General features: G+C 75.2%; 23 protein-coding genes and 1 pseudogene. 11 read left to right on the plus strand and 13 right to left on the minus strand.

What is annotated here, in order from left to right; all coding sequences use genetic code 11:
* Window positions 1-82 precede the first annotated feature (82 nt).
* From OG286_RS06975 to OG286_RS07000, 6 genes are all read right to left on the minus strand, one after another.
* Entirely contained in the window at window positions 83-784 is a 702-nt protein-coding gene (locus OG286_RS06975) for a TetR/AcrR family transcriptional regulator (RefSeq protein WP_405362672.1), read from the minus strand.
* 171 nt (window positions 785-955) lie between these two features.
* On the minus strand, window positions 956-2,314 hold the full coding sequence (locus tag OG286_RS06980; RefSeq protein WP_405362670.1) for a nitrate/nitrite transporter: 1,359 nt from the start codon (window positions 2,312-2,314) through the stop codon (window positions 956-958).
* A 141-nt stretch (window positions 2,315-2,455) separates the two neighbouring features.
* Entirely contained in the window at window positions 2,456-2,830 is a 375-nt protein-coding gene (gene nirD, locus OG286_RS06985) for a nitrite reductase small subunit NirD (protein WP_396322503.1), read from the minus strand.
* Entirely contained in the window at window positions 2,827-5,421 is a 2,595-nt protein-coding gene (gene nirB, locus OG286_RS06990) for a nitrite reductase large subunit NirB (RefSeq protein ID WP_405362667.1), read from the minus strand. Before nirB ends, nirD begins: the two co-directional genes overlap by 4 nt.
* A gap of 105 nt (window positions 5,422-5,526) precedes the next feature.
* On the minus strand, window positions 5,527-6,735 hold the full coding sequence (locus OG286_RS06995; RefSeq protein ID WP_396322505.1) for an NAD(P)/FAD-dependent oxidoreductase: 1,209 nt from the start codon (window positions 6,733-6,735) through the stop codon (window positions 5,527-5,529).
* Window positions 6,732-8,831 carry a molybdopterin oxidoreductase family protein gene (locus OG286_RS07000; protein ID WP_396322506.1) on the minus strand — a complete coding sequence of 700 codons (2,100 nt, stop codon included), beginning with the start codon at window positions 8,829-8,831 and terminating at the stop codon, window positions 6,732-6,734. The genes OG286_RS06995 and OG286_RS07000 overlap by 4 nt, the downstream gene beginning before the upstream one ends.
* Window positions 8,832-9,023: 192 nt before the next feature.
* Between OG286_RS07000 and OG286_RS07005 the strand changes: the two genes are divergently transcribed.
* The 3 genes from OG286_RS07005 (at window position 9,024) to OG286_RS07015 (ending at window position 12,747) form a co-directional block, all read left to right on the plus strand.
* Window positions 9,024-10,172 (plus strand): uroporphyrinogen-III synthase, encoded by a 1,149-nt coding sequence (locus OG286_RS07005; protein WP_396322507.1) that lies wholly within the window; start codon window positions 9,024-9,026, stop codon window positions 10,170-10,172.
* 92 nt (window positions 10,173-10,264) lie between these two features.
* Window positions 10,265-11,050, plus strand: coding sequence for a sirohydrochlorin chelatase (locus OG286_RS07010; protein WP_405362664.1), 786 nt, complete (start codon window positions 10,265-10,267; stop codon window positions 11,048-11,050).
* 173 nt (window positions 11,051-11,223) lie between these two features.
* Complete coding sequence (locus OG286_RS07015; RefSeq protein WP_405364888.1) at window positions 11,224-12,747, plus strand: carboxyl transferase domain-containing protein; 1,524 nt, start codon at window positions 11,224-11,226, stop codon at window positions 12,745-12,747.
* 62 nt (window positions 12,748-12,809) lie between these two features.
* Here the strand turns inward: OG286_RS07015 and OG286_RS07020 are convergent, their stop codons facing one another.
* Entirely contained in the window at window positions 12,810-13,163 is a 354-nt protein-coding gene (locus OG286_RS07020) for a VOC family protein (RefSeq protein ID WP_396322510.1), read from the minus strand.
* A 257-nt stretch (window positions 13,164-13,420) separates the two neighbouring features.
* On the opposite strand from OG286_RS07020, the gene OG286_RS07025 reads away from it, so the two are divergent.
* Window positions 13,421-13,750 (plus strand): NAD(P)H-dependent oxidoreductase, encoded by a 330-nt coding sequence (locus OG286_RS07025; protein ID WP_396322598.1) that lies wholly within the window; start codon window positions 13,421-13,423, stop codon window positions 13,748-13,750.
* A 483-nt stretch (window positions 13,751-14,233) separates the two neighbouring features.
* Window positions 14,234-14,608 (plus strand): transglycosylase SLT domain-containing protein, encoded by a 375-nt coding sequence (locus tag OG286_RS07030; protein ID WP_396322511.1) that lies wholly within the window; start codon window positions 14,234-14,236, stop codon window positions 14,606-14,608.
* A gap of 353 nt (window positions 14,609-14,961) precedes the next feature.
* On the opposite strand, the gene OG286_RS07035 is transcribed toward OG286_RS07030, so the two are convergent.
* The gene (locus OG286_RS07035) at window positions 14,962-15,411 is read right to left on the minus strand and encodes an HD domain-containing protein (RefSeq protein ID WP_396322512.1); all 450 of its coding nucleotides are present in this window, start codon (window positions 15,409-15,411) and stop codon (window positions 14,962-14,964) included.
* Between the two features lie 170 nt (window positions 15,412-15,581).
* Between OG286_RS07035 and OG286_RS07040 the strand changes: the two genes are divergently transcribed.
* Window positions 15,582-16,520: an AEC family transporter gene (locus OG286_RS07040; protein ID WP_396322513.1), complete on the plus strand. Its 939-nt coding sequence runs from the start codon at window positions 15,582-15,584 to the stop codon at window positions 16,518-16,520.
* Window positions 16,521-16,584: 64 nt separating this feature from the next.
* Here the strand turns inward: OG286_RS07040 and OG286_RS07045 are convergent, their stop codons facing one another.
* Window positions 16,585-17,022 carry a MarR family winged helix-turn-helix transcriptional regulator gene (locus tag OG286_RS07045; protein WP_396322599.1) on the minus strand — a complete coding sequence of 146 codons (438 nt, stop codon included), beginning with the start codon at window positions 17,020-17,022 and terminating at the stop codon, window positions 16,585-16,587.
* 113 nt (window positions 17,023-17,135) lie between these two features.
* Here OG286_RS07045 and OG286_RS07050 point away from each other — a divergent pair, with 113 nt between their 5' ends.
* From OG286_RS07050 to OG286_RS07060, 3 genes are all read left to right on the plus strand, one after another.
* Window positions 17,136-18,059 carry an alpha/beta fold hydrolase gene (locus OG286_RS07050; RefSeq protein WP_396322514.1) on the plus strand — a complete coding sequence of 308 codons (924 nt, stop codon included), beginning with the start codon at window positions 17,136-17,138 and terminating at the stop codon, window positions 18,057-18,059.
* Window positions 18,060-18,185: 126 nt separating this feature from the next.
* A complete protein-coding gene (locus OG286_RS07055; RefSeq protein WP_396322515.1) occupies window positions 18,186-18,737 on the plus strand; it encodes a DUF6817 domain-containing protein in 552 nt (183 codons plus the stop codon).
* Window positions 18,734-19,489: a maleylpyruvate isomerase family mycothiol-dependent enzyme gene (locus tag OG286_RS07060; RefSeq protein ID WP_396322516.1), complete on the plus strand. Its 756-nt coding sequence runs from the start codon at window positions 18,734-18,736 to the stop codon at window positions 19,487-19,489. The genes OG286_RS07055 and OG286_RS07060 overlap by 4 nt, the downstream gene beginning before the upstream one ends.
* Before the next feature lie 185 nt (window positions 19,490-19,674).
* On the opposite strand, the gene OG286_RS07065 is transcribed toward OG286_RS07060, so the two are convergent.
* The gene (locus tag OG286_RS07065; protein WP_148641447.1) at window positions 19,675-19,938 is read right to left on the minus strand and encodes a dsRBD fold-containing protein; all 264 of its coding nucleotides are present in this window, start codon (window positions 19,936-19,938) and stop codon (window positions 19,675-19,677) included.
* A 327-nt stretch (window positions 19,939-20,265) separates the two neighbouring features.
* On the opposite strand from OG286_RS07065, the pseudogene OG286_RS07070 reads away from it, so the two are divergent.
* Window positions 20,266-21,105: pseudogene (locus OG286_RS07070) on the plus strand (DMT family transporter); the annotation flags it as partial.
* 289 nt (window positions 21,106-21,394) lie between these two features.
* A complete protein-coding gene (locus OG286_RS07075; protein WP_396322517.1) occupies window positions 21,395-22,039 on the plus strand; it encodes a DUF6629 family protein in 645 nt (214 codons plus the stop codon).
* 61 nt (window positions 22,040-22,100) lie between these two features.
* On the opposite strand, the gene OG286_RS07080 is transcribed toward OG286_RS07075, so the two are convergent.
* Genes OG286_RS07080 through OG286_RS07090 form a run of 3 tightly spaced genes read right to left on the minus strand, consistent with a single transcriptional unit; the run spans window position 22,101 to window position 24,443 of the window.
* Complete coding sequence (locus OG286_RS07080) at window positions 22,101-22,985, minus strand: LLM class flavin-dependent oxidoreductase (RefSeq protein WP_396322518.1); 885 nt, start codon at window positions 22,983-22,985, stop codon at window positions 22,101-22,103.
* Between the two features lie 13 nt (window positions 22,986-22,998).
* Window positions 22,999-23,994, minus strand: coding sequence for a hypothetical protein (locus OG286_RS07085; protein ID WP_396322519.1), 996 nt, complete (start codon window positions 23,992-23,994; stop codon window positions 22,999-23,001).
* Window positions 23,991-24,443 (minus strand): VOC family protein, encoded by a 453-nt coding sequence (locus tag OG286_RS07090; RefSeq protein WP_396322520.1) that lies wholly within the window; start codon window positions 24,441-24,443, stop codon window positions 23,991-23,993. The genes OG286_RS07085 and OG286_RS07090 overlap by 4 nt, the downstream gene beginning before the upstream one ends.
* Between the last annotated feature and the right edge of the window lie 128 nt (window positions 24,444-24,571).

Raw genomic sequence — 24,571 nt, forward strand, 5'->3', positions numbered from 1 at the left:
GGCGTCGGGGCGACTCAGGCCTCGGGGCGGGTCGGGCGTCGGGGCGACTCAGGCCTCGGGGCGGGTCGGGCGTCGGGGCGACTCAGGCCTCCGGCCCGCCAACCCCAGACCCGCCGGTTCCCGGCCTGTCCGCGCCCCAGAGGCCGGCAAACATCTCGTCCAGGTGCTCCTCGCCGACCGGCGGTACCGGCAGGGGGTGGGTGGCCTGCGCGCGGAATCCGTCCAGCAGTAGGGCGAGGTATCGGCGCCAGAGATCCGGGCGCAGCTCGGTGGTGGCGGGCAGGGCACGGCAGAGGGGTCCGAGCAGGAAGAGCAGGTCCAGCGTGACGACGTCGGCGCGCATGGTGCCCTGCTGCTGCGCCCGGGCGACCAGCGCGCCCACCGTCTCGGCGTTCTGCCGGCTGATCCCGGTCATCGCGGGGACGGCCGGGATGGCCTGGGTGACCAGGTCGTTGAGGCCGCGGTCGGCGGCGACCAGCGTGAAGATCCGCTCGAAGTAGTGCTCGATCGCACCCCAGGAGTCCTCGGCTGCCAGGGCCTCCTCCCCCGCGTCGGCGAGCACCGCGGCGACGTCCGCGAACACCTCGCCGATCAGCGCCTCCCGGGTGGGGAAGTGCCGGTACAGCGTCGCGTTTCCGACCCCGGCCTCCTTGGCGATCTGGTCCAGCGGCACGTCGAGACCGTGCCGGGCGAAGAGGTCGCGCGCGGTGGCGAGCAGCAGGTCACGGTTGCGCTGCGCGTCGCGCCGCAGCCGTCCGGGGGTCTGTGCGCTGCCTGGTGCCATGCCAGGACCCTAGCAACCCCGACGCAGGGGCCCGGCGCCGCGGAAGGCAAGCCCGGCGTCGCAGCGGGCGACGCCCGGCGCCCCGGAAGGCGAAGCCCGGCGCTGCCCGGTCGGGCGCCGGCCCCGGGGCGTCGAGCGCCCAGGGGCCGGTCACCCGCGATCGACCCGCCGTCAGCGCGCCGCGCGGGGCCGCAGCCAGACCGCCCAGGTGAGCGCCGAGCAGAACAGGTACGCCGCCAGGAAGCCCAGGTAGGCGGCGTCACCGTTGTGGCTGGCGAGGAAGGACTGCCGGAAGGCCAGGTTGACCAGCACCCCGCCGAACGCGCCCACCGCGCCGGCGAGGCCGATCAGCGCGGCCGAGCGGCGGCGGGAGTCGGATTCGGCCTCGCCGGGGTCGGCGCCGGCCGCGACGGCCGCCCGGGCGCGGGCCTGGTAGTGAGCCGGGATCATCTTGTAGGTGGAGCCGTTGCCGATGCCGCTGAGCACGAAGAGCGCGATGAAGCCGGAGAGGAAGAGCGGCAGCGAGTGGGCCCGGGAGGCCGCCAGGACGACCGCCGTCCCGGCGCCCATCGCGACGAAGGTCACCAGGGTGACGACGGCGCCGCCCCAGCGGTCGGCCAGCCGGCCGCCGACCGGGCGCAGCAGCGAGCCGAGCAGCGGGCCGAGGAAGGTCAGCGCGGCCGCCTTCACGGGGGTGTCGAATCGGTCGTGGAACTGGACCTGGAGCACCTGGCCGAAGGCGAAGCCGAAGCCGATGAACGAGCCGAAGGTGCCGATGTACAGGGTGGAGACCGCCCAGCCGTACGGGTCGCGGGCCACCTCGCGCAACGCCCTGGCCTGGCCGCGCGGCGGGGCGGCCAGGTTGTCCATCCGTGCCCAGGCTCCGGCCGCGGCGAGCACGATCAGCGGCAGGTAGAGCAGCGGCAGCAGCCTGGGGTGGGCCGCGCCCGCGGTGGCCAGGACGAACAGGCCGAGCAGTTGGACGGCCGGGACGCCCAGGTTGCCGCCGCCCGCGTTGATGCCGAGCGCCCAGCCCTTGAGGCGGTGCGGGTAGAAGGCGTTGATGTTGGCCATCGAGGAGGCGAAGTTGCCGCCGCCGACCCCGGCGACGCAGGCCACGGCGAGCAGGGTGCCGTAGGAGACGCCGGGGGTGAGCACCAGGGCGGCCAGCATGGTGGGGAGGAGCAGCAGCAGGGCGCTGGCCACCGTCCAGTTCCGGCCGCCGAACCGCGCCACCGCGAATGTGTAGGGCAGGCGCAGCAGGGCGCCGAGGGCGGTGGGCAGGGCGGTGAGGGTGAACTTGCCGGCGGTGTCGATGTGGTACTCGGGGCCGAGGAAGAGCACCAGGACCGACCAGAGGCTCCAGACGGAGAAGCCGATGTGCTCGGAGAGCACCGAGTAGACCAGGTTGCGGCGGGCGATCCGGGCTCCGGTCCGCTCCCAGAAGGTGGCATCCTCCGGGTCCCAGTGGGTGAGCGGGCCGGTGCCGGCTCTGCCGCCGGCGGACTGCGTCTCGACGACGGCGCTCATGCGTCCCCCTCGCTTCGCTCGGCGGGGGCATTCGCCCACACGCACCCCACAATGACTCGCTCGCTCCGCTCGCTCATGCGTCCCCCTCGCTTCCCTCGGCAGGGGCATTCGCCCACACGCACCTTTCGATGGTTCGGTTGCTCATGCCGCGTTCTCCGTCCGGGAAGTGGCGCGGGGGTCACTGCTGCGGACCGGCCAGAGCCGCAGGACGGCGGGGCTGCCGTCGGGGGCGGTGTCCTCGTCCAGGCAGCGGCCGTCGGTGAGATCGAAGACCTGCTTGTACATCGGCGAGGCCAGGGTGGGCCGGTCGCCGCGGCTGCCGAGCAGGCCGCGGGAGAGGACGTGCGCGCCGCTGAACGGGTCGCGGTTGTCGACGGCGTGCAGGGCGCCGGTGCGGTCGCGGAAGACGGCCACCTGGGCGCCGTCGAGCAACACGGCCACGCCGCGTCCGGGTTGCAGGTCGTCGAGGGTGCAGACGGGCTGCCAGCGGGTGCCGTCGTGGATCTCCACGGTCATGGGGTGAGCACCTCCAGTCGGGGACCGGCCACCAGGACCGGGGTGGGGGTGGTGAGGATGCGCCCGTCCTCGCCGGGGCGGGCGGGTCGGATCTGGCCGCGTTCGGGAACGAACGTGACGGCCGGGTCGGGGGTGCCGGGGGCGTTGACGAAGGAGGAGAAGCGCCGCAGCCGGTCGGGGTCGGCCAGGGTGGCGGCCCATTCGTCCTGGTAGCCGGCGATGTGATCGTCCATCAGCTGGTCCAGTTCGGCGGCGATGCCGAGCGAGTCGTCGATCACCACGGCGCGCAGGTGGTCCAGGCCGCCCTCCAGCCGGTCCAGCCAGACCGAGGTGCGCTCCAGGCGGTCGGCGGTGCGGATGTAGAACATCAGGTAGCGGTCGATGGTGCGGATCAGCGTCTCGCGGTCCAGGTCGGCGGCCAGCAGATCGGCGTGACGCGGCGTCATGCCGCCGTTGCCGCCGACGTAGAGGTTCCAGCCGGCCGAGGTGGCGATGATGCCGAAGTCCTTGCTCTGCGCCTCCGCGCACTCGCGGGCGCAGCCGGAGACGGCGGACTTGAGCTTGTGTGGGGAGCGCAACCCCCGGTAGCGGAGCTCCAGTTCGATCGCGAGGGCGGTGGAGTCCTGGACGCCGTACCGGCACCAGGTCTCGCCGACGCAGGACTTCACGGTGCGCAGCGCCTTGCCGTAGGCGTGTCCGGACTCGAAGCCGGCGTCCACCAGCCTGCTCCAGATGCCGGGGAGCTGGTCGACGCCGGCGCCGAAGAGGTCGATCCGCTGGCCGCCGGTGATCTTGGTGTAGAGGCCGTAGTCGCGGGCGATCTCACCGATGGCGATCAGGCCCTCGGGGGTGATCTCGCCGCCGGGCACCCGCGGCACGACCGAATAGGATCCGTTGCGCTGGAGGTTGGCGAGGAAGTGGTCGTTGGAGTCCTGGAGCGCGGCCTGTTCGCCGTCCAGGATGTGGCCGCCGCCGAGGCTGGCCAGGATCGAGGCGACGGTCGGCTTGCAGACCTCGCAGCCTTCGCCGCTGCCGTACCGGTCGAGGAGTTCGGAGAAGCCGGCGATGCCGGTGACCCTGACGATCTCGTACAACTCGGCTCGGCTCTGCGGGAAGTGCTCGCAGAGGCCGGTCTGGGTGGCGACGCCGGTGGCCGCCAGCTCCTCGTTGACGACGGTGGTGAGCTGCTTGATGCAGCTGCCGCAGCCGGTGCCGGCCCGGGTGCACTTCTTGACCGCGGCGACGCTCTCGCAGCCCTGCTCGTGGACGGCCGCGCGGACGGCGCCCTGGGTGACGTTGTGGCAGGAGCAGAGCACCGCCTCGTCGGGGAGCGCTATCGGGCCCGCGGCGGCGAACCCGGCGGGCAGCACCAGCTGTTCGGGCGCCGTGGTGAGCGGCTTGCCGGCCACCGAGAGCGGCCGCAGGGTGCCGTAGGCCTCGGTGTCGCCGACCAGGACACCGCCGAGAAGTGCGCCGTCGGCGCCGATCACGAGCTTGCGGTAGACGCCGAGACGGCTGTCGCTGTACAGCACGTCGAGGGCGCCTTCGGCGCTGCCGTGCGGGTCGCCGAAGCTGGCCACGTCGACGCCGAGCAACTTGAGCTTGGTGGAGGTGTCGGCGCCGGTGAAGCCGGGGCCGGGGTTGCCGGCCAGCGCGCGGGCGGCGGTCTCGGCCATCTGGTAGCCGGGGGCCACCAGGCCGTAGACCCGGCCGTCCACGGTCTGGGCGCACTCGCCGACGGCCAGTACGTCCGGGTCGGCGGTGCGGCAGTGCTCGTCCACCACGATGCCGCCGCGCGGACCGACGGGCAGGTCGCAGTCGCGGGCCAGCTGGTCGCGCGGGCGGACGCCGGCCGAGAACACCACCAGGTCGGCGGCGAGTTCACGGCCGTCGGAGAGGGCGAGCGCGCGGACCCGGCCGTCGGCGGCGGTCTCGACGGCGTTTGCGCCGGCGCCGGTGTGGACGGTGACGCCGAGGTCCTCGATCTTGCGTCGGAGCAGTTCGCCGCCGCCGTCGTCGACCTGGACGGCCATCAGGCGGGGCGCGAACTCGACCACGTGGGTGGCCACGCCCATGGCCCGCAGGGCGCCCGCGGCCTCCAGGCCGAGCAGGCCGCCGCCGACCACCACGCCGGTCCTGGCGTGCTCGGCGTCGGCCCGGATCGCGTCGAGGTCCTCGATGGTGCGGTAGACGTGGCAGCCGGCCGCGTCCTTGCCGGGGACGGGAGGCACGAACGGGACGGAGCCGGTGGCCAGCACCAGGGCGTCGTACCGGACCTCCCGGCCGGACCGGGTGGTCACGGTGCGGGCCGCCCGGTCCACGGCGGTGACCGGGTCGCCGAGGCGCAGGTCGATGCCGTGCTCGGCGAGGAAACCGGGCGGGCAGAGCGCGAGGTCCTCGGGTGTCCGACCGTCGAACAGCGCGCTGAGGTGGACGCGGTCGTACGCGGGGCGCGGCTCCTCGGCGAGCACGGTGACCCGCCACCGCCCGGCGCCGGGCTGCTCGGTCCAGGCCTCCAGGAAGCGCTGGCCTACCATGCCGTGGCCGACGAGGACGAGGTCCCGTGGTCGGTCGGGCGTGTGGGATGTCATCGCAGTACTCCTCGGGGTCGTGCGGGCGTGCGGGTGGGGAGTTGAGGGGGGTGGGTGTGCGGGTGAGCAGGAGTGCTCAGGTGAGCAGGTGGAAGGGGTGGGCGCTCAGGTGAGCAGGTGGAGGGGGTGGCCGGTGAGCGGGTCGTCGCGCTGCCAGGCCTCGGCCAGGCCGTCGACGCCGGAGAGGTCGCCGAGCAGGATCGCGCCGACCAGCCGGTCGCCGCGCAGGACGAGCTTCTTGTAGCTGCCCCGGGTCGCGTCGGTGAGCCGCAGCACGTCCAGGCCCGGGTCGAGGGTCTCGTCCACGTCGCCGAAGGCCGCGTACTCCAGGCCGCCGGTGCTGAGCCGGGCCGGCGGCCGGGAGCCGGTGTAGCGGGCGTCCGGGTCGGCGCCGGAGAGGTGGAGCGCCAGCACGTCGGCCTGGTCCCAGGCGGGGAGCGCCAGGCCGTGGACGGTCTCGCGGTGCTCGGCGCAGTCGCCGATCGCGTACACGCCGGGTACGGCGGTGGCGAGCCGGTCGTCCACCAGGACTCCGGTGGCGACCGGGACGCCGGCGGTGTGCGCGAGCGCGGTCCGCGGCCGGGTGCCGCAGGCGAGCACCACCAGGTCGCACTCCAGGAGGTAGCCGCTCGCCAGCTCGACGCCGGTGACGCGCTCCTCGCCCCGCAGGGCGCGGGCGCGGTTGCCGGTGTAGGTCTCGACCCCGAGCGCACGCAGGCCGGCCCGGAGCACCGATCCTGCCTCGGCATCGAGTTGACGCTCGATCAGATAGGGCCCTTGGTGGACGACTTCGACGGGTACACCGAGGACGGCCAGCGCCCGGGCGGCGCTCACGCCGAGCACCCCGCCGCCGATCACCACCGCCCGGCGGGCGACGACGGCGTCTTCGGCCAGCCGGGCGCAGTCGTCCAGGCTGCGCAGGGTGTGGACGCCCTCGGTGAGGCCGCGGCCGTCCGCGCGGCGCAGGCCGCGAATGGGCGGCAGCACCGGGTTGGAGCCGGTGGCGAGCACCAGGTCGTCCCACGGTTCCACGGTGCCGTCGGCGAGGCCGAGCGTGCGGGCCGCGGTGTCGAGCGCCACCACCTCGCAGCCGGGGCGCGGTTCGGCCCCGCCCAGCGGCAGCGCGATCGCCTCGGCGTCGTAGCGGCCGGTGAGCACGTCGGCGAGCAGCACCCGGTTGTAGGGGGCGCGGGCCTCGGCGCCGTAGACGGTGACCCTGCCGGTGCCGCCCAGCGCGGTGTGGCGCTCGGCGAAGCGGGCCGCGGCCATGCCGCCGCCGACCACCGCGATCCTGCGGTCCTTCACGGTCCTCATGACGCCACCTCCCCGGCCCGTTCGACCCGGACCGCGCAGAGCTTGAACTCCGGCATCCGGGAGACCGGGTCGAGCGCCGGGTTGGTGAGGGTGTTGGCCCGCCCGGCACCCGGCCAGTGGAACGGCATGAAGACGGTGTCCGGCCGGATGGTGTCGGTGACGCGGGCCGGCGCCACCGCCCGGCCGCGCCGGCTGACCACCGTGACCAGCTCGCCCTCCGCGACGGCGAGGCGGGCGGCCAGCCGCGGGTGCAGCTCCACGAAGGGGCCCGGCGCGGCGGCGTTCAGCTCCGGCACCCGCCGGGTCTGCGCGCCACTCTGGTACTGGGCGAGCACCCGGCCGGTGGTCAGGTACAGCGGGTAGTCGCGGTCCGGCTCCTCCGCCGCCGGGCGGTGGGTGACGCCGGCGAACCGGGCGCGGCCGTCGGGAGTGGCGAACCGGTCGAGGAAGAGCCGCGGCGTGCCCGGGTGCGCCTCGTCCGGGCAGGGCCAGAAGACGCCGTCCTGCGCCGCGATCCTCCGGTAGCTGATGCCCGCGTAGTCGGCGTCCCCGCCGGCCGACGCGCGGCGCAGCTCCTCGAAGACCGGCTCGGCCTCGGCCGGGAAGCCGTCCACCACACCGAGGCGGGCGGCGAGTTCGCGCATGACCCAGAGCTCGCCGCGCACGCCCTCCGGCGGGTCGAGCGCACGGCGGCGGAGGATGACCCGCCCCTCCAGGTTGGTGGTGGTGCCGTCCTCCTCGGCCCACTGGGTGACCGGGAGTACCACGTCCGCCAGCCGGGCGGTCTCGGAGAGCACCGGGTCGGCGACGACCAGCAGGTCCAGGGCGCGCAGCCGGGCCGTGACGTGGGCGGCGTTCGGCGCGGAGACCACCGGGTTGGAGCCCATCAGCAGCAGCGCCCGGGCGCCGCCGGGCCGCCCGAGCCCGTCCAGCAGCTCGTACGCGGAGCGGCCCGCGCCGGGCAGCGCCGCCGGGTCCACGCCCCAGACGCCGGCCACGTGGGCCCGGGCCGCCGGATCCTCGATCGAGCGGTAGCCGGGGAGCTGGTCGGCCTTCTGGCCGTGCTCGCGACCGCCCTGGCCGTTGCCCTGGCCGGTCAGGCAGCCGTAGCCGGAGCGGGGCCGGCCGGCCTTGCCGGTGGCCAGGCAGAGGTCGATCCAGGCGCCGACGGTGTCCGTCCCCTTGCTCTGCTGCTCCGGCCCGCGGGCGGTCAGCACCATGCCGGTCGCCGCCCTGCCGAACAGCTCGGCGGCGGTGCGCAGTTGCGCCACCGGAACGCCGGTGAGCCGCTCCACCCGGTCCGGCCAGTGCGCCATCGCGGCGGACCGGGCTCGGTCGAAGCCGGTGGTGCGGGCGGCGACGAACTCCTCGTCGACCCGGCCGTCCGCGATCACCAGGTGGAGCAGACCGAGCGCCAGCGCGAGGTCCCCGCCGGGCCGGGGCTGGAGGTGGAGGTCCGCCTCGGCCGCCGTCCGGGTGCGGCGCGGGTCGACCACGATCAACGTGCCGCCGTTCTCCCGGAGTTCGCGGAAGTAGCGGAGCGCGGGCGGCATCGTCTCGGCCGGGTTGCCGCCGACCAGGATCAGGCAGTCGGTGTGCGGGATGTCCTCCAGCGGGAACGGCAGTCCGCGGTCCAGTCCGAACGCCCTGCGGTGCGCGGCCGCCGCCGAGGACATGCAGAACCGGCCGTTGTAGTCGATGTTGGCGGTGCGCAGCACGACCCGGGCGAACTTGCCCAGCTGGTAGGCCTTCTCGTTGGTCAGCCCGCCGCCGCCGAACACCCCGACGGCGTCCGCCCCGTGGCGCTCGCGGACCGCGGCCAGGCCCTCGGCCGCGCGGTCCAGCGCCTCCGCCCAGCCCGCCGACCGCAGCGGCCCGCCCGGCCGGTCGCGCAGCAGCGGCCCGGTCAGCCGGACGTCCCGCGCCAGCAGGGCGGGCGCCGAACGGCCCTTGCCGCAGAGCGCGCCACGGTTGACGGGGAAGTCCGGCCGCTCCAGCACCTCGGCCCGGGCCGCACCCACCTGAGGTCCGGTGCGCAGCCGCATGCCGCACTGCAGCGAGCAGTACGGGCAGTGGGTGTCGGTGGTCGTCGTCATGGCGACGAATCTGACCGGTGATCGTTTCGCCGCCGGGTCCCCCGTGTTGCGCGCGCGGTACGCCTCGCTCACGCCCTCGCCGGACCGGGGTGCGCGGCCGGACATCAGTCGTAACCGGACGGGCGGATTCGCTAACGCGCAGGTGACGGGCGGGCAATCCCCGCGTAACGCGGCCACCCCACCCTTGCGGCCATGGCACCCTCCCCCACACCCGCCGGTCCGCGTCCCACTGCACAGCCGGGCCCCCTCACCGGCTTCAGCATCGGGGTCACCGCCGCGCGCCGCCGCGACGAACTGGTCGCCCTGCTCACCCGGCGCGGCGCCCAGGTGGTCGAGGCGCCGGTCCTGCGGATCACCCCGCTCGCCGACGACCTGGCCCTGCGTCAGGCCACCGAACGCTGTCTCGCGGCGCCGCTCGACTACGTGGTCGCCACCACCGGCGTCGGCTGGCGCGGCTGGATGAGCGCCGCCGAGGGCTGGGGCCGGGGCGCCGCCCTCGCCGACGCCTGCCGGGACGCGGTGGTGCTCAGCCGCGGCCCCAAGGCCACCGGTGCGGTCCGGGCCAGCGGCCTCGGCGAGGGCTTCTCGCCCGACTCCGAGGCCACCGACGAGCTGCTCACCTGGCTGCTGGCCCGCCCGCTGGCCGGCCGCCGGATCGCCGTCCAGGAGCACGGCATCCGGCTGGACGCCTTCGCGGCCGCCCTGCGCGAGCGCGGCGCCGAGGTGATCTCCGTCCCCGTCTACCGCTGGGAGCCGCCGGACGACCCGGCACCGGTGCGGCGGCTGGTCGAGCAGACCGTCCGGCGCCAGGTCCACGCGCTCACGTTCACCAGCGCCCCGGCGGTCACCGCGTTCGTGGAGACCGCCACCGCCGAGGGCCTGCGCGAACCCCTGCTCGACGCGCTGCGCGGGGACGTCCTGCCGGTCTGCGTCGGCGCGCTCTGCGCCCGGCCGTTCGCCGAACTCGGCCTGCCCGTGGTCTTCCCCGAACGCGGCCGGCTCGGCTCGCTGGTCCGCCTGCTCGCCGAGGCGCTGCCCGGGAGGGGCCGACAGGAGGTGGCCCTCGCCGGGCGGGTGCTGACCCTCCAGGGCAACGCCGTACTGGTCGACGGCCGGAGCCACTGGCTCAGCCCGCGCGGCGCCGCCGTACTGCGCGCCCTCGCCGAGCGGCCGGGCCGCGTACTCAGCCGCGCCGAACTGCTCCGCACCGCCTGGGCCGACGCCACGGCGGACGAGCACGCCGTCGAGGCGGCGGTCGGGCGACTGCGGGCGGCGCTCGGGCCGCACGGCGGGCTGATCCGGACGGTGCCCAAGCGCGGCTACCGCCTGGCGGCGGGCTGATGGGCGCCGGCGTGCGGCCGGGGCCGGGGGCGCCTCCGGGCGCGGGCCCGGGCGCAGGTCCGGGCGCGGGCCCGGGGCGGGGTGACCGTCCGGTGCTGCTCGCCGTCGCGCACGGCAGCCGGGACCCGGCCGGGGTCGCCACGACCAGGGCGCTGCTGGAACGGGTGCGCGCACAGCGGCCCGGACTGGACGTCCGCTGCTGCTTCCTGGAGCTCGCCACGCCCTCGCTCCCCCAGGCACTGGCCCGGCTCCGCGACGACCGGCCGGCCGTCCTCGTGCCGCTGCTGCTCGGCACCGGCTACCACCTGCGGGTCGACATCCCCGGCGCGCTGGCCGCCGCCCGGCCGCCGCACGTCCGGCTCGCCCCCGCGCTGGGCCCCGACCCGCTGCTGGCCGCCGTGCTCGCCGACCGGCTCGCCGAGAGCGGGCGGCCCGCGGGCGCCGGCCCGGTGGTGCTCGCCGCGGCCGGCTCCTCCGACCCCGCGGCCGTCACCGACACCCGCCGGATGGCCCGCCTGCTCGCCTCGCGCCTCGCCGACGGCCGGCTCGTCGTCCCCGCCTACCTGTCCGCCGCCCGCCCGACGCCGCGCGAGGCCGTCGAGGCCCTGCACGCCGACGGCCACCAGCACGTCGCCGTCGCCACCCACCTCCTCGGCCCCGGCTTCTTCGCCGACCGCGCCGCCGGCACCGCCGCCCGCTGGACCAGCGCCCCGCTCGGCGCCCACGACACCCTCGCCCGCCTGGTCGCCGCCCGCTACGACCGCGCATGCCTCGACCTGGCACGCGACGACCGGGCATGCGAGGACCGGGCATGCGAGGACCGGACGCACGACGACGCGGCCCGGCGGCGGCCGGAGCCGGCGATCGCCCGCGGCTGAGGCCGGGCCCGGGCGGTCGGGCCGGTCCCTCGGGGCGTGCCGAAGGCCCGCGCGGTCTGCGACGGGCTTGCCGGCTCCCCGAGCCTGTCGGCCTGCTCACATCCGCACGTCGGACCGGGACGGGCCCGCCGCCGCTGCGTAGGGTGGATCTTGTCGGTGCGGGTGGCACTCGGGTGACGGGGTGGACGTTGGGTACGGGAACTTCTCTGACGGCTCGTCAATTGCTGGACCTACTGGTCGATTCCGGCACCTTCCGGAGCTGGGACGAGCCGCTCGCCCCGCAGCCCGCCGAGGCCGGCTACCGGGCCGCGCTGGCCCGGGCCCGGGAGCGGACCGGCACGGACGAGGCGGTCGTCACCGGGGCCGGGCTGATCGGCGGCCGGGCGGTCGCGCTCGTGGCCTCCGAGTTCGGGTTCCTCGGCGGGTCGATCGGGGTGGCCACGGCCGAGCGGATCACCCGGGCCGTGGAGCGGGCGACCGCCGAACGGCTGCCACTGGTCGCCCTGCCGGTCTCGGGCGGGACGCGGATGCAGGAGGGTTCGTCGGCCTTCGTCTGCATGCTCCGGATCACCGCCGCCGTCCAGACCCACCGCGCGGCCGGCCTCCCCTACCTCACCTACCTGCGCAACCCCACCATGGGCGGCGTGTTCGCCTCCTGGGGGACGCTCGGGCAGCTGGTCTTCGCCGAACCGGACGCCCGGCTGGGGTTCCTCGGGCCCCGGGTGTACGAGGAACTGCGCGGCGTGGAGCTGCCCGCCGACGTGCAGCGCGCCGAGACGCTGGCCGGGCGCGGCCTGGTGGACGCGGTGGTCGCACCGGAGGAGCTGCGCGAGGTCCTGCGGCGCTCACTGGCCGTGCTCACCCTCGAACCGACGCCCGCGCCCGGCGGCGCCCGGACGGACGCCCGGCCCACCGGGCCCGCGGCCCGCCCCGACGCCTGGGAGTCCGTGCGCAGCACCCGTCGGCCCGACCGGCCGGGCGCCCGTGAGCTGCTGCGCCGCACCGCCGAGGAGCTGGTCCTGCTGGACGCCCCCGGCGGCCGGGACGGTGCGCTGGTGCGCGCGCTCGCCGTGCTGAACGGCCGGCCCGCGCTGGTGATCGGGCAGCAGCGGCAGGAGCCGGGCCGGGAACGCCCGTTCACCGCCGCCGACCTGCGCGCCGTCCGCCGCAGCGCCCGCCTCGCCGAACAGCTCGGGCTGCCGCTGGTCACGGTGGTCGACACAGCCGGCGCCGAACTCTCCGCCCAGGCCGAGCTGGACGGCATCGCCATCGAGATCGCGCACTGCCTCACCACCCTGCTCGCCCTGCGCACACCCGTCCTCGCGGTGCTGCTCGGCCAGGGTTCGGGCGGCGGCGCGCTCGCCCTGCTGCCCGCCGACCGGGTGCTCGCCGCCGAACGTGCCTGGCTCGCCCCACTGCCGCCCGAGGGCGCCTCGGCGATCGTCCACCGCGACGGCGCCCACGCGCCCGAACTGGCCCGCTCACAGGGCATCGGCGCCTACGACCTGGCGGACGTCGGCCTGGTCGACACCGTCGTGCCCGAGCGGCCGGACGCCGCCGAGGAGCCGGCCGCCTTCTGCGACCGGCTCGGGCAGGCGATCGGCGCCGCGCTCGGCGCCCTCACCGCCGCCACGGAGCCGCAGCGCCTCGCCGCCCGCGCCGCCCGGCACCGCCGGCTGGGGGACGTCCTGGGCTGACGAGTTCCCCTGCGCGGGTCGGGGGCGGGCGGGCGCGAGTCAGCGCCGCCGCGAGGACGCGGTCAGGCAGGCTGCCACAGCTCGACCCGGTTGCCTTCGGGATCGGTGACCCAGCCGAATCGACCGACCCCCTCCATGTCCTGCGTCCCTTCGGCGACGTCCGCTCCCTTGGCACGCAGTTGCGCGAGCATCGCGTCCAGGTCGCGGACGCGGAAGTTGAGCATGGTCTGCTGGGAGCGGGAGCCGAAGTAGTCGGTCCCGGGCTCGAACGTCGCGAAGACCGTCGGCCCCGCCCCCTGACGCCACAGGCCGTGCTCATCGGCGTCCAGGCCCAGGCAGTCGCGGTACCACGCATTCAGGGACACCGGGTCGGCGGCCCGCAGGAAGTACCCACCGATTCCAAGCACATGTTCCATGGCGCCATCCTGCCAGGACGGCGGCCGGGCGGGCCGGCACCGCACCACCACCCGCATCCGCCCGCCGGCCTTGCCGCGCGGGACTCGTCAGGGAGTGTGCCCGGACGCGGCCGGCGCGGCGGTGAGGGACGCGGCCGGCCGGTCGGGGGCGGCGGCCTCCGGGCTGCCCTCCCCGGCGCTGAACACGTGCACCACCAGGCCCGTCTCGCCTGGCCGCCTCGGAGCGGGCCACGCTGGCGGGGCGGCTGGCGCCGGAGATCGCGGCGGAGCAGGAGAAGGTGCTCTGGTCGGACGCGGTGGTCCTGCAGTTCCCGATGTGGTGGTTCTCGGCTCCCGCGATCATGAAGGGCTGGATCGACCGGGTGTTCACCGCCGGCTTCGGCTACGGCCCGGCCGTTCCGCCGCCCTACGGCGAGGGCGCACTGGCGGGGCGGCGCACGCGGCGGCTCGACGGCCTCTTCACCGACGAGCCGGTGCCGTTCCGCACGCTCGTCGGCGGCGACTACGACCACGACATGCGGCTGCCGCCCGGGGTGGAGGAGGCGGGGGCGAGCGGGCTGGACCTGCACGTCCGCCCGCGGGGCTGAGGCGGGGCCGCGACCTCGCCGGAGTGTGGCGCCGCTCTCAGATCGTCTGTACACGCAGTGGCGCCGGCCGTCCGGTGGGTGACGGCCCCGGGCGGGCGGTCGGTGAGTGCGCTCACACACAATTGGCCGCCACGACGACCGGTAGTGGTCGGCGGGCGGCAGTCCGGGCGGACGCTCTTCGGGCGCATCCGCCGACGTCAGCGGCACCTCGGCGGCCGCCGTGGCGGGCCCTTCGAATCCACGGCGCAGCCCCGCACTACGACGACGCATCGTAAACAGGGGGTCTTGGCGACGGCCGATCCGGTCTGGCAACAATGGCTCAGTCGTCAGCCGCCCCGGCACCTGTCCCGCCGGGGAACGGCTAGCTGCCGAGTCACGCCCCGCGACCGTTTCGGCCCCTGTCCGGCCATTGGTCGAGGCGGGGCGTGACACCGGCCCAACCTGATTGAGGTCCTGTTCTTCATGCCCGCTTTCAAGCTCCGTATGCGTACTTCCGCTGCTCTTCTTGCCGGCGCCGCCGGTGTGACCGCCCTGGGTGCCGGTCTGATGCCCGCCACCGCCTCGGCCGCGACCGCCTCCCCGCAGGCCATCGCCGCCCAGATCGTGCCGGCCAACCAGCTCTCCTCGTTCAGCCAGATCATCTCCCACGAGTCCAGCTGGAACGTGACCGCGACCAACCCGAGCTCGGGCGCGTACGGACTGGCCCAGGCGCTGCCGGGCTCCAAGATGGCCTCGGCCGGCGCGGACTGGAAGACCAACCCGAAGACCCAGATCAAGTGGGCGCTGGACTACATGAACACCCGCTACGGCAGCCCGAACGCCGCCTGGTCGTTCTGGCAGACCCACCACTGGTACTAAGCCGCTCCACTCCGGCACCAGCCGGACCGTCGAGCCGCCGAGTCACCGAGTCTCCGAGCCACCGCGCAGGCGAGCAGGCGAGCAGCTGAGCCGCTGAGCCGCTGAGCCGCTGGGGCTCCGACGCCCGCCGTCAGACCGCTGTCCCCCCTCACCCCGGGGATCGGACAGGGAGAACCGGGGTGACCGAGAGGGCCCGTGCACGCGTGATCCGCGTGCACGGGCCCTCTCGCCCGTTCCCGGGCCGGGCGCCCAGCCGGCCGGTCACCGCGCCGGCGCCGGCGCCGGCGGCCGTTCACCGGCTCGTCCCACCGCCGGCGGCCGGCAGCGGGAGCCGACGGCCCGTCAGCCGAGCGTCAACCCTCGTCCAGGCCGAGCAGCGCGCGCGTGCGGCGGTACTTGGCCGCCAGCCGCTCGGCCGTCGCGGGGTCGAGACTGGCCAGCCGGACCGGGTCGGCGTTGTGCGCGAGGTCGGCCTGCTTGACCAACAGGGCGCCGGGGGTGGCCAGGATGCGGGCGGTGTACTCCTCCAGCGGCTCGCCCGGGCGTTTGGTGAGGGCGTCGACGATCGCCTTGGTGGTGTCGGGGAGCGCGGCCGCGGCCAGCCAGTCCCGGGTGAGCGCGTCGTCCTCGATCGCATCGTGCAGCCAGCCTGCCGCGATCTGCTCCGCGCTGCCGCCGCGGTCCGCCACGCCGTGGGCGACCGCGGCGAGGTGCTCGGCATAAGGGTGGCCGTTCTTGTCGACCTGCCCCTCGTGCGCGCGCCGTGCGATCGTCTCCACCTCAGCCAGGCTCAGATAGTCCACCAGGTCATCGTAGGCCCCCGGGCATCTGGTTGACTGCGGCGGTGCCGGGCGACCCCCGGCCGCGCCCACGCACCGCCCACGGGCGGCCGACACGCGTGTCGCCACCGCGCCACGCCGCCAGGCCGCCACGTCGCCGTCCCGACCCGGCGACCCGAGCCCTCCGAGGAACCATGCCCAGCCTGCATCCGTTGCTCTCCGGCTTCGCCCCGATCTGGGCCCTCACCGGGGTCGGCTACCTGGTCGGCCGCAGCGGCCTGCTCGGGCCGCACGCGGACACGGTGCTGAACCGGTTCGTCTTCCATGTGGCCATGCCTGCCGCGCTCTTCCTGATGATCGCGCGCGAGCCGCTGGACCGGTTCGCCAACCCCTCGATGCTCGCCTTCGCCGCCGGAACGGTGGTCGCGACGGGGCTCGGACTGCTGGCCGCACACCGGCTGTTCGGCCGGGAGCTCCCCGAGCGGGCGATCGGCGGCATGGCGGCCGGCTACGTCAACTCGGCCAACCTCGGCATCCCCGTCGCCATGCAGGTGCTCGGCGACGCGTCCTTCGTCGCACCGGTGGTGTTGTTCCAGATCCTGCTGGTCACGCCGGCCGTGCTGACCGTGCTGGACAACGGGCGCGAAGGCCGTCGAGCGCTGCGCACGCTCCCGCTGCGCAACCCGATCCTGCTGGCGGTCGCCGCCGGCGCCGTGGTCTCCGCCGTGACCTCCGCGACGGGGTGGCACCTGCCGGACGAACTCAACCGTTCCTGCACGCTGCTCGGCGGCGCCGGCGTGCCGACCGCGCTGGTGGCGCTCGGCATGTCGCTGCACCACCGCCCGGCAGCCTCCGGCACGGCCCGGTACGCGGAGGTCGGGGTGTCCGTCGCGGTCAAGACGCTGATACAGCCGCTGGCCGCGTTCGCCGTCGGCGCGTTCCTCCTCCACCTGCCGCCCCACCAACTGCTCACCGTCGTACTGTTCTCCGCCCTGCCGACGGCGCAGAACGTCTTCACCTACGCCCGCGAGTACGGGAAGGGCACCGCGCTGGCCCGGGACTCGGTGCTCTGGTCCACCCTCGTCTCGATGGCGACGCTCTCGGCCGTCAGCTGGGCGCTCGGGCCGGCCTGAGGCGGGCCCCCGCGCCGGCCGGGCCCGCCTCCACCGTCGCGTCGACTCCGTCGCGTCGGCCCGGTCACTCCTCGTCGCGGGCCGCGGCGACCACCTCCGTCATGGCCAGCAGGAACCGCCGGGCCGTCGCCAGCTCCGCCTCGTCGAACCGGCCCATCGCGGCCACCAGATCGGCGATCAGACGACCGAAGAACGCCTGCCCCAGCTCCATCGCCTGATCCTCCACCAGCAGTTGGACCTTGCGGCGGTCCCCCGGATCGCGCTCGCGGCGGATCAGGCCGAGCCGCTCCAGCCGGTCGATCAGGCCGGTGGTGCCCGCCGAGTTGAGCCGCATCACCTCGCCGAGCCGCCCGGGGGTCACCACCGTGCCGGCCCGGGCGGCGTCCAGCAGGTGGATCAGTGCCCGCAGGTCGGTCGGATGCAGGCCGTTGCGTCCGGCGAACCCGGCGCCGAACAGGTCGAGCTCGACGGTCAGCCCGCGCAGCAGATGGACCAGCTGCATCGGTTCCTCTGTTCTGTCCACCCTGTCGTCCTTCCCCGGGCACATCCGTGCGACTATTCTCTCGCTCAGCGAGATTATTGTTCAGCGAGTAACTTCGTCGCCCACCGGAGGGCATGATGTCAGCACGCTCCGCCAGAACGTCCGACGCCACCGGCACCACCGCTCCCCCGGAGGCCGGACTCGACGCCTTCTTCGCCGCCTACGACGCCGCCCTGGCCCGCTGGCCCGTCCCCGTCGAGGCCCTCACCGTCCGCACCCCGCACGGCACCACCCGGGTCAACGCCTGCGGCCCCCGCGACGGCCGCCCGCTGGTACTGCTCCACGGCGGCGGCGCCACCTCCACCGGCTGGCTCGCCAACGTCGGCCCGCTCGCCGCCGCCGGCCACCGCGTCCTCGCCGTCGACCTCGTCGGCGACCCCGGACGCAGCACCCTCGACGGCCCGCCGCTCGCCGGCGTGCCCGGCCTGCTGGGCTGGCTGGACGCCGTCCTCGACGGCCTCGCCGTCCCCCGGGCCGACCTCTGCGGCCACTCGTACGGCGGCTGGATCGCACTGGAGTACGCGCTGCACGCCCCGGCCCGCGTCCGCCGGCTCGCACTGCTGGACCCCACCCAGTGCTTCACCGGTTTCCGCCCCGGCTACCTGTTCCGCGTCGTCCCCCTCTTCCTGCCGCCCCGCACCACCGGCAAGGCGCGCCGCTACCTCGGCTGGGAGACCGGCGGCACCGGCCTCGACCCGGCCTGGCGCGAGGTGTACGCCCTCGGCCACGCCGACTACCCCGCCGTCCGCCCGGTCACCGGCCCCCGCCCGGCCGCCGCCCGTCTGCGCACCCTCGGCGCCCCGGCCCTGGTGGTGCTCGCCGAGCACAGCCGCCCGCACGACACCCGCCGCGTCGCCGCCCTCGCCCGGCAGGCCCTCCCCGAGGCCACGGTGACCGTCCTCCCCGGCACCTCCCACCACAGTCTCCTGACGGCCCGGCCGGCCGAACTCAACCGCCATCTCACCGAGTTCCTCGCCCCACACCCCGGACGCGCCTGAGGGTCACCGCCCGGGCTCCGGGCGGGCGCGACCCCACCGGTGACGGTGCGGCAGGCGGCCGGCGGCTCCTATGATCGGGGGCAGGTCCCGCACGCACCCGCGATCGTTCGGACAGGTGAGGTCGAGATGACGGCAGCAGCACTGGCGATGTTGCGGGCGGCCGGAGCCGAGGGGGTGGAACACCCAGGCGGCACACTGCTCGCGCACCTGCAGCGGGTCGCCGCCCTTCTCGACACGTGGGGCGCTCGCCCGGCGCTGGTCTCGGCCGGCCTCTGCCACGCCTTCTACGGGACGGACGGCTTCCCGGGCGCGCTGCTGGATCCCGGGCGCCGCGCGGAGCTGGTCGAGGCGATCGGCACCGAGGCCGAGGCGCTCGTCCACTTCTACGCCTCCTGCGACCGCGCCTCCTCCTACCGCGGACTGGCCGACGAGGCAGGCCCGTTCGTCGACCGCTTCACCGGCACGCAGCGGTGCCCGAGCCTCCGGGAACGCCGGGACTTCGCCGAACTCACCGCGGCCAACGAGCTGGACCTCGCCGCCGTCAGCCCGGAGTTCCGCACCCGCCACGGCGCGGGCCTGCTCGACCTGTTCACCCGGTGGCGGCCACTGCTGTCCGACCCGGCCCGGGCGCACTGCCGCAGCGTCCTGGGAGCGAGCGGCCTGGTCCCGCCGTCATGACCACGCATCCTCGCGCCTCCCGTTCCCTCTCCCGGTCCGCCCTCGTCGACGAGCTCGTCCGCTCCGGTGCCCGGCTCGCCGACACACTCGCCGGCCTGACCGACGCCGACCTGCGGGCCCCGTCCGCCCTCCCCGGCTGGACACGCGCGCACGTCGTCGCCCACCTCGCCCGCAGCGCCAACGCCTACCGCGGGCTGCTGGAGGCGGCCCGCACCGGCGCCGGGCCCGACCCGCGCCCGGACGCCGGGGCCTTGGCGCGAGCCGTCGAGGACGGCGCGGCCCGCCCGGCCGCCGACCTCGTGAACGGCCTGCGGGACTCCCTCGCCGGCCTGATCGAGGATGCCCGGTCCATGCCCGCGGCCGCATGGGACGCGAGGGTGACCGCCCTGGCCGGCTGGCCCCACCCGGCCTGGTTCACCCTCCATCGCTGCCGGCGGGAGCTGGAGACCCACCACGCCGACCTGGCCGCCGGCTACGGCCCGCCCGACTGGCCCGCCGCCTACGTCGCCTGGGCCCTCGACGACACCCTCGCCGCCCTGGCCGCCCGCGACTTCCCCCTCGGCCGGGTCGACGCCGTCGACCTGGGCCGGCACTGGACGCTCGCACCGACCGGCCCGTCCGTCGCCGCCCCCGGCCACGCCCTGCTCGCCTGGCTCGGCGGCCGCGCCGAGGCCCCTCTCCGCAGCACCGCCGACGCTCCCCTCCCCACACCCCCCGCCTGGCCACTCCCCCCGGTCCAGGCCTGGACCTGACCGGACGTGACGACAGGCCCGGACATGACCGGACGTCACGCGGCTTCGAGTGACGCCCCGCTCCTCCCGCCCGCGGCCGCCTTCCCGCCCGCCGGGGTCCGCCGCCGTTCTCCGTGGTCCGGTCAGGCCGGCGGCGGCCCCGGTGGGTGAGCGATGAGCCCGACGGGTGCCGGCGGGGGCGGTCGTCAGTAGATCAGGTAGCCGGGCCGGTGCCCCTCGTCCTCGATCTCGCCGGTGGCCTGCGCCCGCAGCTTGCGGGAGAGCTCCTCCAGCGCGCGGGAGGCCGCCACCTCCTCGCCGATCCGGGCGAGCGGGCGGTCCTCCGCGCTCTTGACCGCCTCCCCGTGGGCGCTGAGGCCCGGAGCCCTGGCACCGGTCAGCCTCGCGTTGCACCCCGTGTGCACACCGTCTTCCTCGAAGCTCAGCTCCACGTCCCATTGGTTGTGCATGCCACACCTCCTGGTGCCGGCCCCCGACGTGCCTGTTCAGACCGGCACGGATGCGGACCCCGTGGCGGCTGCTCACACCAGCGTGCGCCCGCTGCGCCTGCGGCGGCAAGCGCGGCGGGCGCGGCGGGCGCAGCAGGCCCGGCAGGCCCGGCACTCCTGGCCCGGCACTCCGCCGGCACTCCCGGCCACGAGCTCCGGCCCCCGGCCCGCGGTGTCCCGGGGGTCGGTGTCCCGCCCCGGCGGTAGGCTGGCGACAGCGCGCCACAGCCGCGGTCGAACCACGGACCGACGGTCCGGCGCCGGCAGCGACGTTCGGGTGGTCCCTCCGTGGCGGTCTTCCTTCTCGCACTCAGCGCCGCCTGCTGCTTGGGCCTCGGCTTCGTCCTCCAGCAGCACGCGGCACAGCGGGCGCCGCGCTCCGACCTGCTGCACTGGCGACTGCTGCTCGACCTGGTGCGGATGCCCGAGTGGCTGCTCGGCACCGGCTTCATGGTCAGCGGTCTGATCCTCTCCGCGCTCGCCCTCAACCAGGGCGAGGTCTCGCTGGTCGAACCGCTGCTCGCCACCAACCTGCTGTTCGCGATGGCGCTCTCCCGGGTGCTCACCCACCAGAGCCTCGGCCGCTCCGGCTGGGCCGGGGTGCTGCTGCTCGGCCTCGGCGTGACCGCCTTCATCGTGGCCGGCCGTCCCAGCGGAGGCGGTCCACCGGCCGGGGAGCTGCGACATTGGCTGGTCGTCGGCACGGTCACCGGGCTGACCCTGCTGCTGGTCTCCCTCGCCCGCCGGCTGCCGCTGTTCGAGGAGGCCACCCTGCTCGCCCTGGCCGCCGGCCTGCTCTACGGACTCCAGGACGCGCTCACCCGGACCACCACCCAGCGCCTCGACCACGACGGACTCGACGCCGTCCTGCGCAGCTGGCAGCCGTACGCGGTGGTGGCGGCCGGCGTGGTCGGACTGCTGCTGGTGCAGAGCGCGTTCGAGGCCGCGCCGCTGCGGATGTCGCTGCCCGCGCTGACCGCCGCCCAGCCGATCTCCGGGATCGTGTGCGCGGTCGGCTTCCTCGGGGACCGCCTGCGGGTGACCCCCGGTGCGCTGGCCTGGGAGTCGGCCGGACTGGTGGCCATCATCATCGGCGTGATCGTGATCGGCCGCCACCCCGCCATGCCCGGCACCACCCGCGACCTCCTGGAGACCGTCGGCGAACTTCCGGAGGACGTGGACGGGGAGGCGGTGGAGGACGAGGGGCTCGCGACGAGCGAGCCCGCGGGCGGGCCCGGGTCCGGCGGCCGCGGCGCCCCCGACCCGCCGCACCCCACCGGCGGCCGCCCCGGCACCGACGACGCCGACGGCTCGGGCCACTCGGGCCACTCGGGCCACTCCGATGGCTCCGGCCGCTCCGGCGGCTCCCGGTAACGGCCCCGCGACCGCGGGCCAACGGCGGCGGAGAGGCGGCGACATGTGCTGGAGCGCGCAGGCGGACCTGGTCGCAGGCGGCGTGGTGTCCGGCATCGGCGTGCTCTGCCTGGTCCGGACCCACCGCGCCGGACGGCCGGAACGGCTGCCGCTCGCCGCGCTCCCCCTCCTCCTGGGCGTGCACCAGCTGGTCGAGGCCGCCGTCTGGTACGGCATCGACGGCGGGCTACCCGCCGGACCGGCCGGGTGGGCGCGTACGGCCTGGGCGGCGATCGCGCTGCCGCTGCTGCCCGTGCTCGTCCCGGCGGGCGTCTGGTGCGCGGCCCGGGAACCGGCCCGCCGGCGCGTGGTCCTGCCCTTCGTCCTCCTCGGGCTGCTCGTCGCCGTCCCGCTCACCGTGGCCGTCGCCGTCCACCCGGTGGCGGCCACCGAACACGGCCACACCCTCAGCTACGCCATCGGTCTCCCCCACCCGGCCGTCCTGCTGACCGGCTACCTGCTCGCCACCGTCGGTTCGCTCCTCCTCAGCGGCGACCGCCTGCTCCGCCGCCTCGACCTCCTCACCGGTGTGGGCGCCGTCGTCTGCGCACTGCTGTGGCGGCTGGCGTTCGTCTCCACCTGGTGCGCGCTGGCCGCCCTGGCGAGTCTGCTCCTCCTGCACTGGACCGGCCGCCCTCCGCGCAGCTGACCGCCGTGGGCCCGGACCGGATCAGGTCCGGCCACGGTCAGGCCGGAGCAGGCCGGCCGGGTCAGGTCCGGCTCGGGAAGCGGGCGGCGATCTCCTCCATGATCGTCTCCCGGCCCTCGTACGGGAACTCCTCCCGGGGCCAGTGGACCACCATGTCGGTGAAGCCGATCCCGGCGTACAGCTCGGACGCGTGGAAGAAGGAACCGGCGGACTCCAGGGTGCCGTCGACCATCCCGCCGGTGAGCAGCACCCGGTCGATGGTCGCCGGGTCCCGGCCGGCCGCCTCACAGGCCCGGTCCAGTGCCTCCATCTGCCGGCGGAACAGCGGGACCAGGTCCTGGTACGGCCGGCGCTCGAAGTTGCCCGCCTCGCCGGCCGTCACCCAGAGGTCGCCGTGCTCGGCGGCCAGCCGCATGCCGCGCGGGCCGGTCGCCGCGACGGCGAACGGCACCCGGGGGCGCTGCACGCACCCCGGGTGCAGGTGTACCTCGTGCGCGGTGAAGTACGCACCCTGGTAGCTGGTCTCGGGCGAGCGGAGCAGGCGGTCGGTGAGCTCCACGAACTCGGCGAACCGCTCACCGCGCTCACGGGCGCTCGGTGACTTCCCGCCGGTCGCCTCGTCGTCGTAGACGCCGGCGCCCGCGCCGAGGCCGCAGATGATCCGGCCCTGGGAGATGTCGTCCAGCGCCATGAGTTCCTTGGCGAAGGTGACCGGGTGGCGGAAGGTCGGGCTGGCCACCATGGTGCCCAGCCGGATCCGCGACGTGGCCGCGGCGGCCGCGGCCAGCGTCGGTACCGCCCCGAACCAGGGCTTCTCCCGCAGCCAGCGCCACATCAGGTGGTCGTAGGTCCACGCGTGGTCGAAGCCGAGTTCCTCGGCCCGCACCCATCGCCGCTGGGAGTCCGCCCAGCGGCGGTCGGGCAGAATCAGCGCACCGTATCGCATCTCGTCACTTCCCTCAGACCGACTGCGGCTGCAGGTCGAGGTCGCTGGAGTCGAGCCCCGCAGCGTGCTCGGCCACCCGCACCATGGTTCCGAGGAGGTCGCGTTCGACCTCCAGCACGTCCGCGTCCCGCAGCTCCGGCGGCCGCTGCTCGTCCGCGCCCCCGGAGTTCAGGCCGTGCGCGGCCACGTCGAGGGCGACCGCCTCCAGCCGGCGCAGCAGCTGCGGGACGACCTGGTCGTCGGCGTCGTGCGCGCGGGCGGTCATGAAGTAGTTGTCGTACAGGATCCCGAGCAGGTTCGGGCGCCGGTTGCTGCCGGTCGAGACGGCCTCCTGGAGCAGCGAGCCGCCGGCCGGGACGAGCTTGGCGGCGACGCCCGAGTGGACCAGGTGACTGACGGCGACCGCACGGCGCAGCTCGGCCACCACGGACCCACCGCCCAGCCAGGACAGCTGCCTCCCGCGGAACACCTGGCGCACGGCCGTGAAGTCGGGCGCCCACGTGCCGCTGAAGCCGGGGTGCGCCAGGAACATCGAGGGCCGGATCAGCTCCTCGTAGACCTCGCGCGAGCAGGATCCGGTGTAGAGCAGCATCGCGCAGTAGCCGCGGACGTACGCGGACATCGCCGCGATGGCGTTCGCCTGCCGGACCCCCTCGGTGAGGGTCGCGGTACGCATCTCCTGCGCCAGCAGCCGCCAGATGACGAAGGAGATCTGGTGGCCGGTGATCCAGCGGAACCAGTGGACCCTCGGATCCGGTGCGTCCGTGGCGGCGTCCACGCCGGACGACGGGCCTCCGGGCAGGGGGGAGTCACCGTGCGCGAGCAGGGTCGGGCAGAGATCGCGCAGGTCGGGTCCTGACGCGGCGTCCAGCCGCAGTCGCCCGAGCTCCTCGTCGGCAGCCACGGGCGGCGGCAGGATGAGCGGTTCGAGGCCGTAGGGGCGGCCGGCGAAGGTCCAGCCCTCAGGCGTGGACAGCTCGGCGGACAGTGCCTCAAAGCTGATGTTCATGAACCATCCGGCACGTAGGTGAACTCGAATTCGAGGCCGTTGACGTCGTAGGTGTAGAAGCTCCGGATGCCGTCCGCGTCGATCACGATGTCGGTGGGCCCCTCCGGCCGGGCGAAGTGGTAGCGCCCGGACTCGTGGAGCTCCACCCAGTGGTCCCGCCACCACTGGAGCCGCTCCGGCGAGTCGGCCGACAGGCAGGTGTGCTGGAACTGCACGGTGTTGCCGCCGGGCAGCCGGTCGTCCTGACCGGTCTGCTCGAACAGGTGGAACCGGACGTCCCCGACCATCACCTCGGTCAGGCGGGTGATCCCGGGAAGCCGGCTTAGCGTCAGCTCCGAGAAGGTGTCCAGCGTCCAGGTCTCCCGGGCACCGAAGTAGTCGCGGTACCACGCCAGACAGTTGTCCAGGTCCGCAGTCTGTATGCCGATATGGTGGTGGTGGACTGTCATTGATGATTCCTGTCAGCTCGCCCGATTCGTGGCGCGGTGTGCGTGCCGGTGGCCAGGGCCCGTCAGGAGTCCCTGGCCACCGCATCGGCCCGTTCCGCGAGTGGAAAGTGCCCCTCGTCGTGTGGCCG

The organism is Kitasatospora sp. NBC_00039, assembly GCF_045160625.1.
Taxonomy (GTDB): Bacteria; Actinomycetota; Actinomycetes; order Streptomycetales; family Streptomycetaceae; genus Kitasatospora.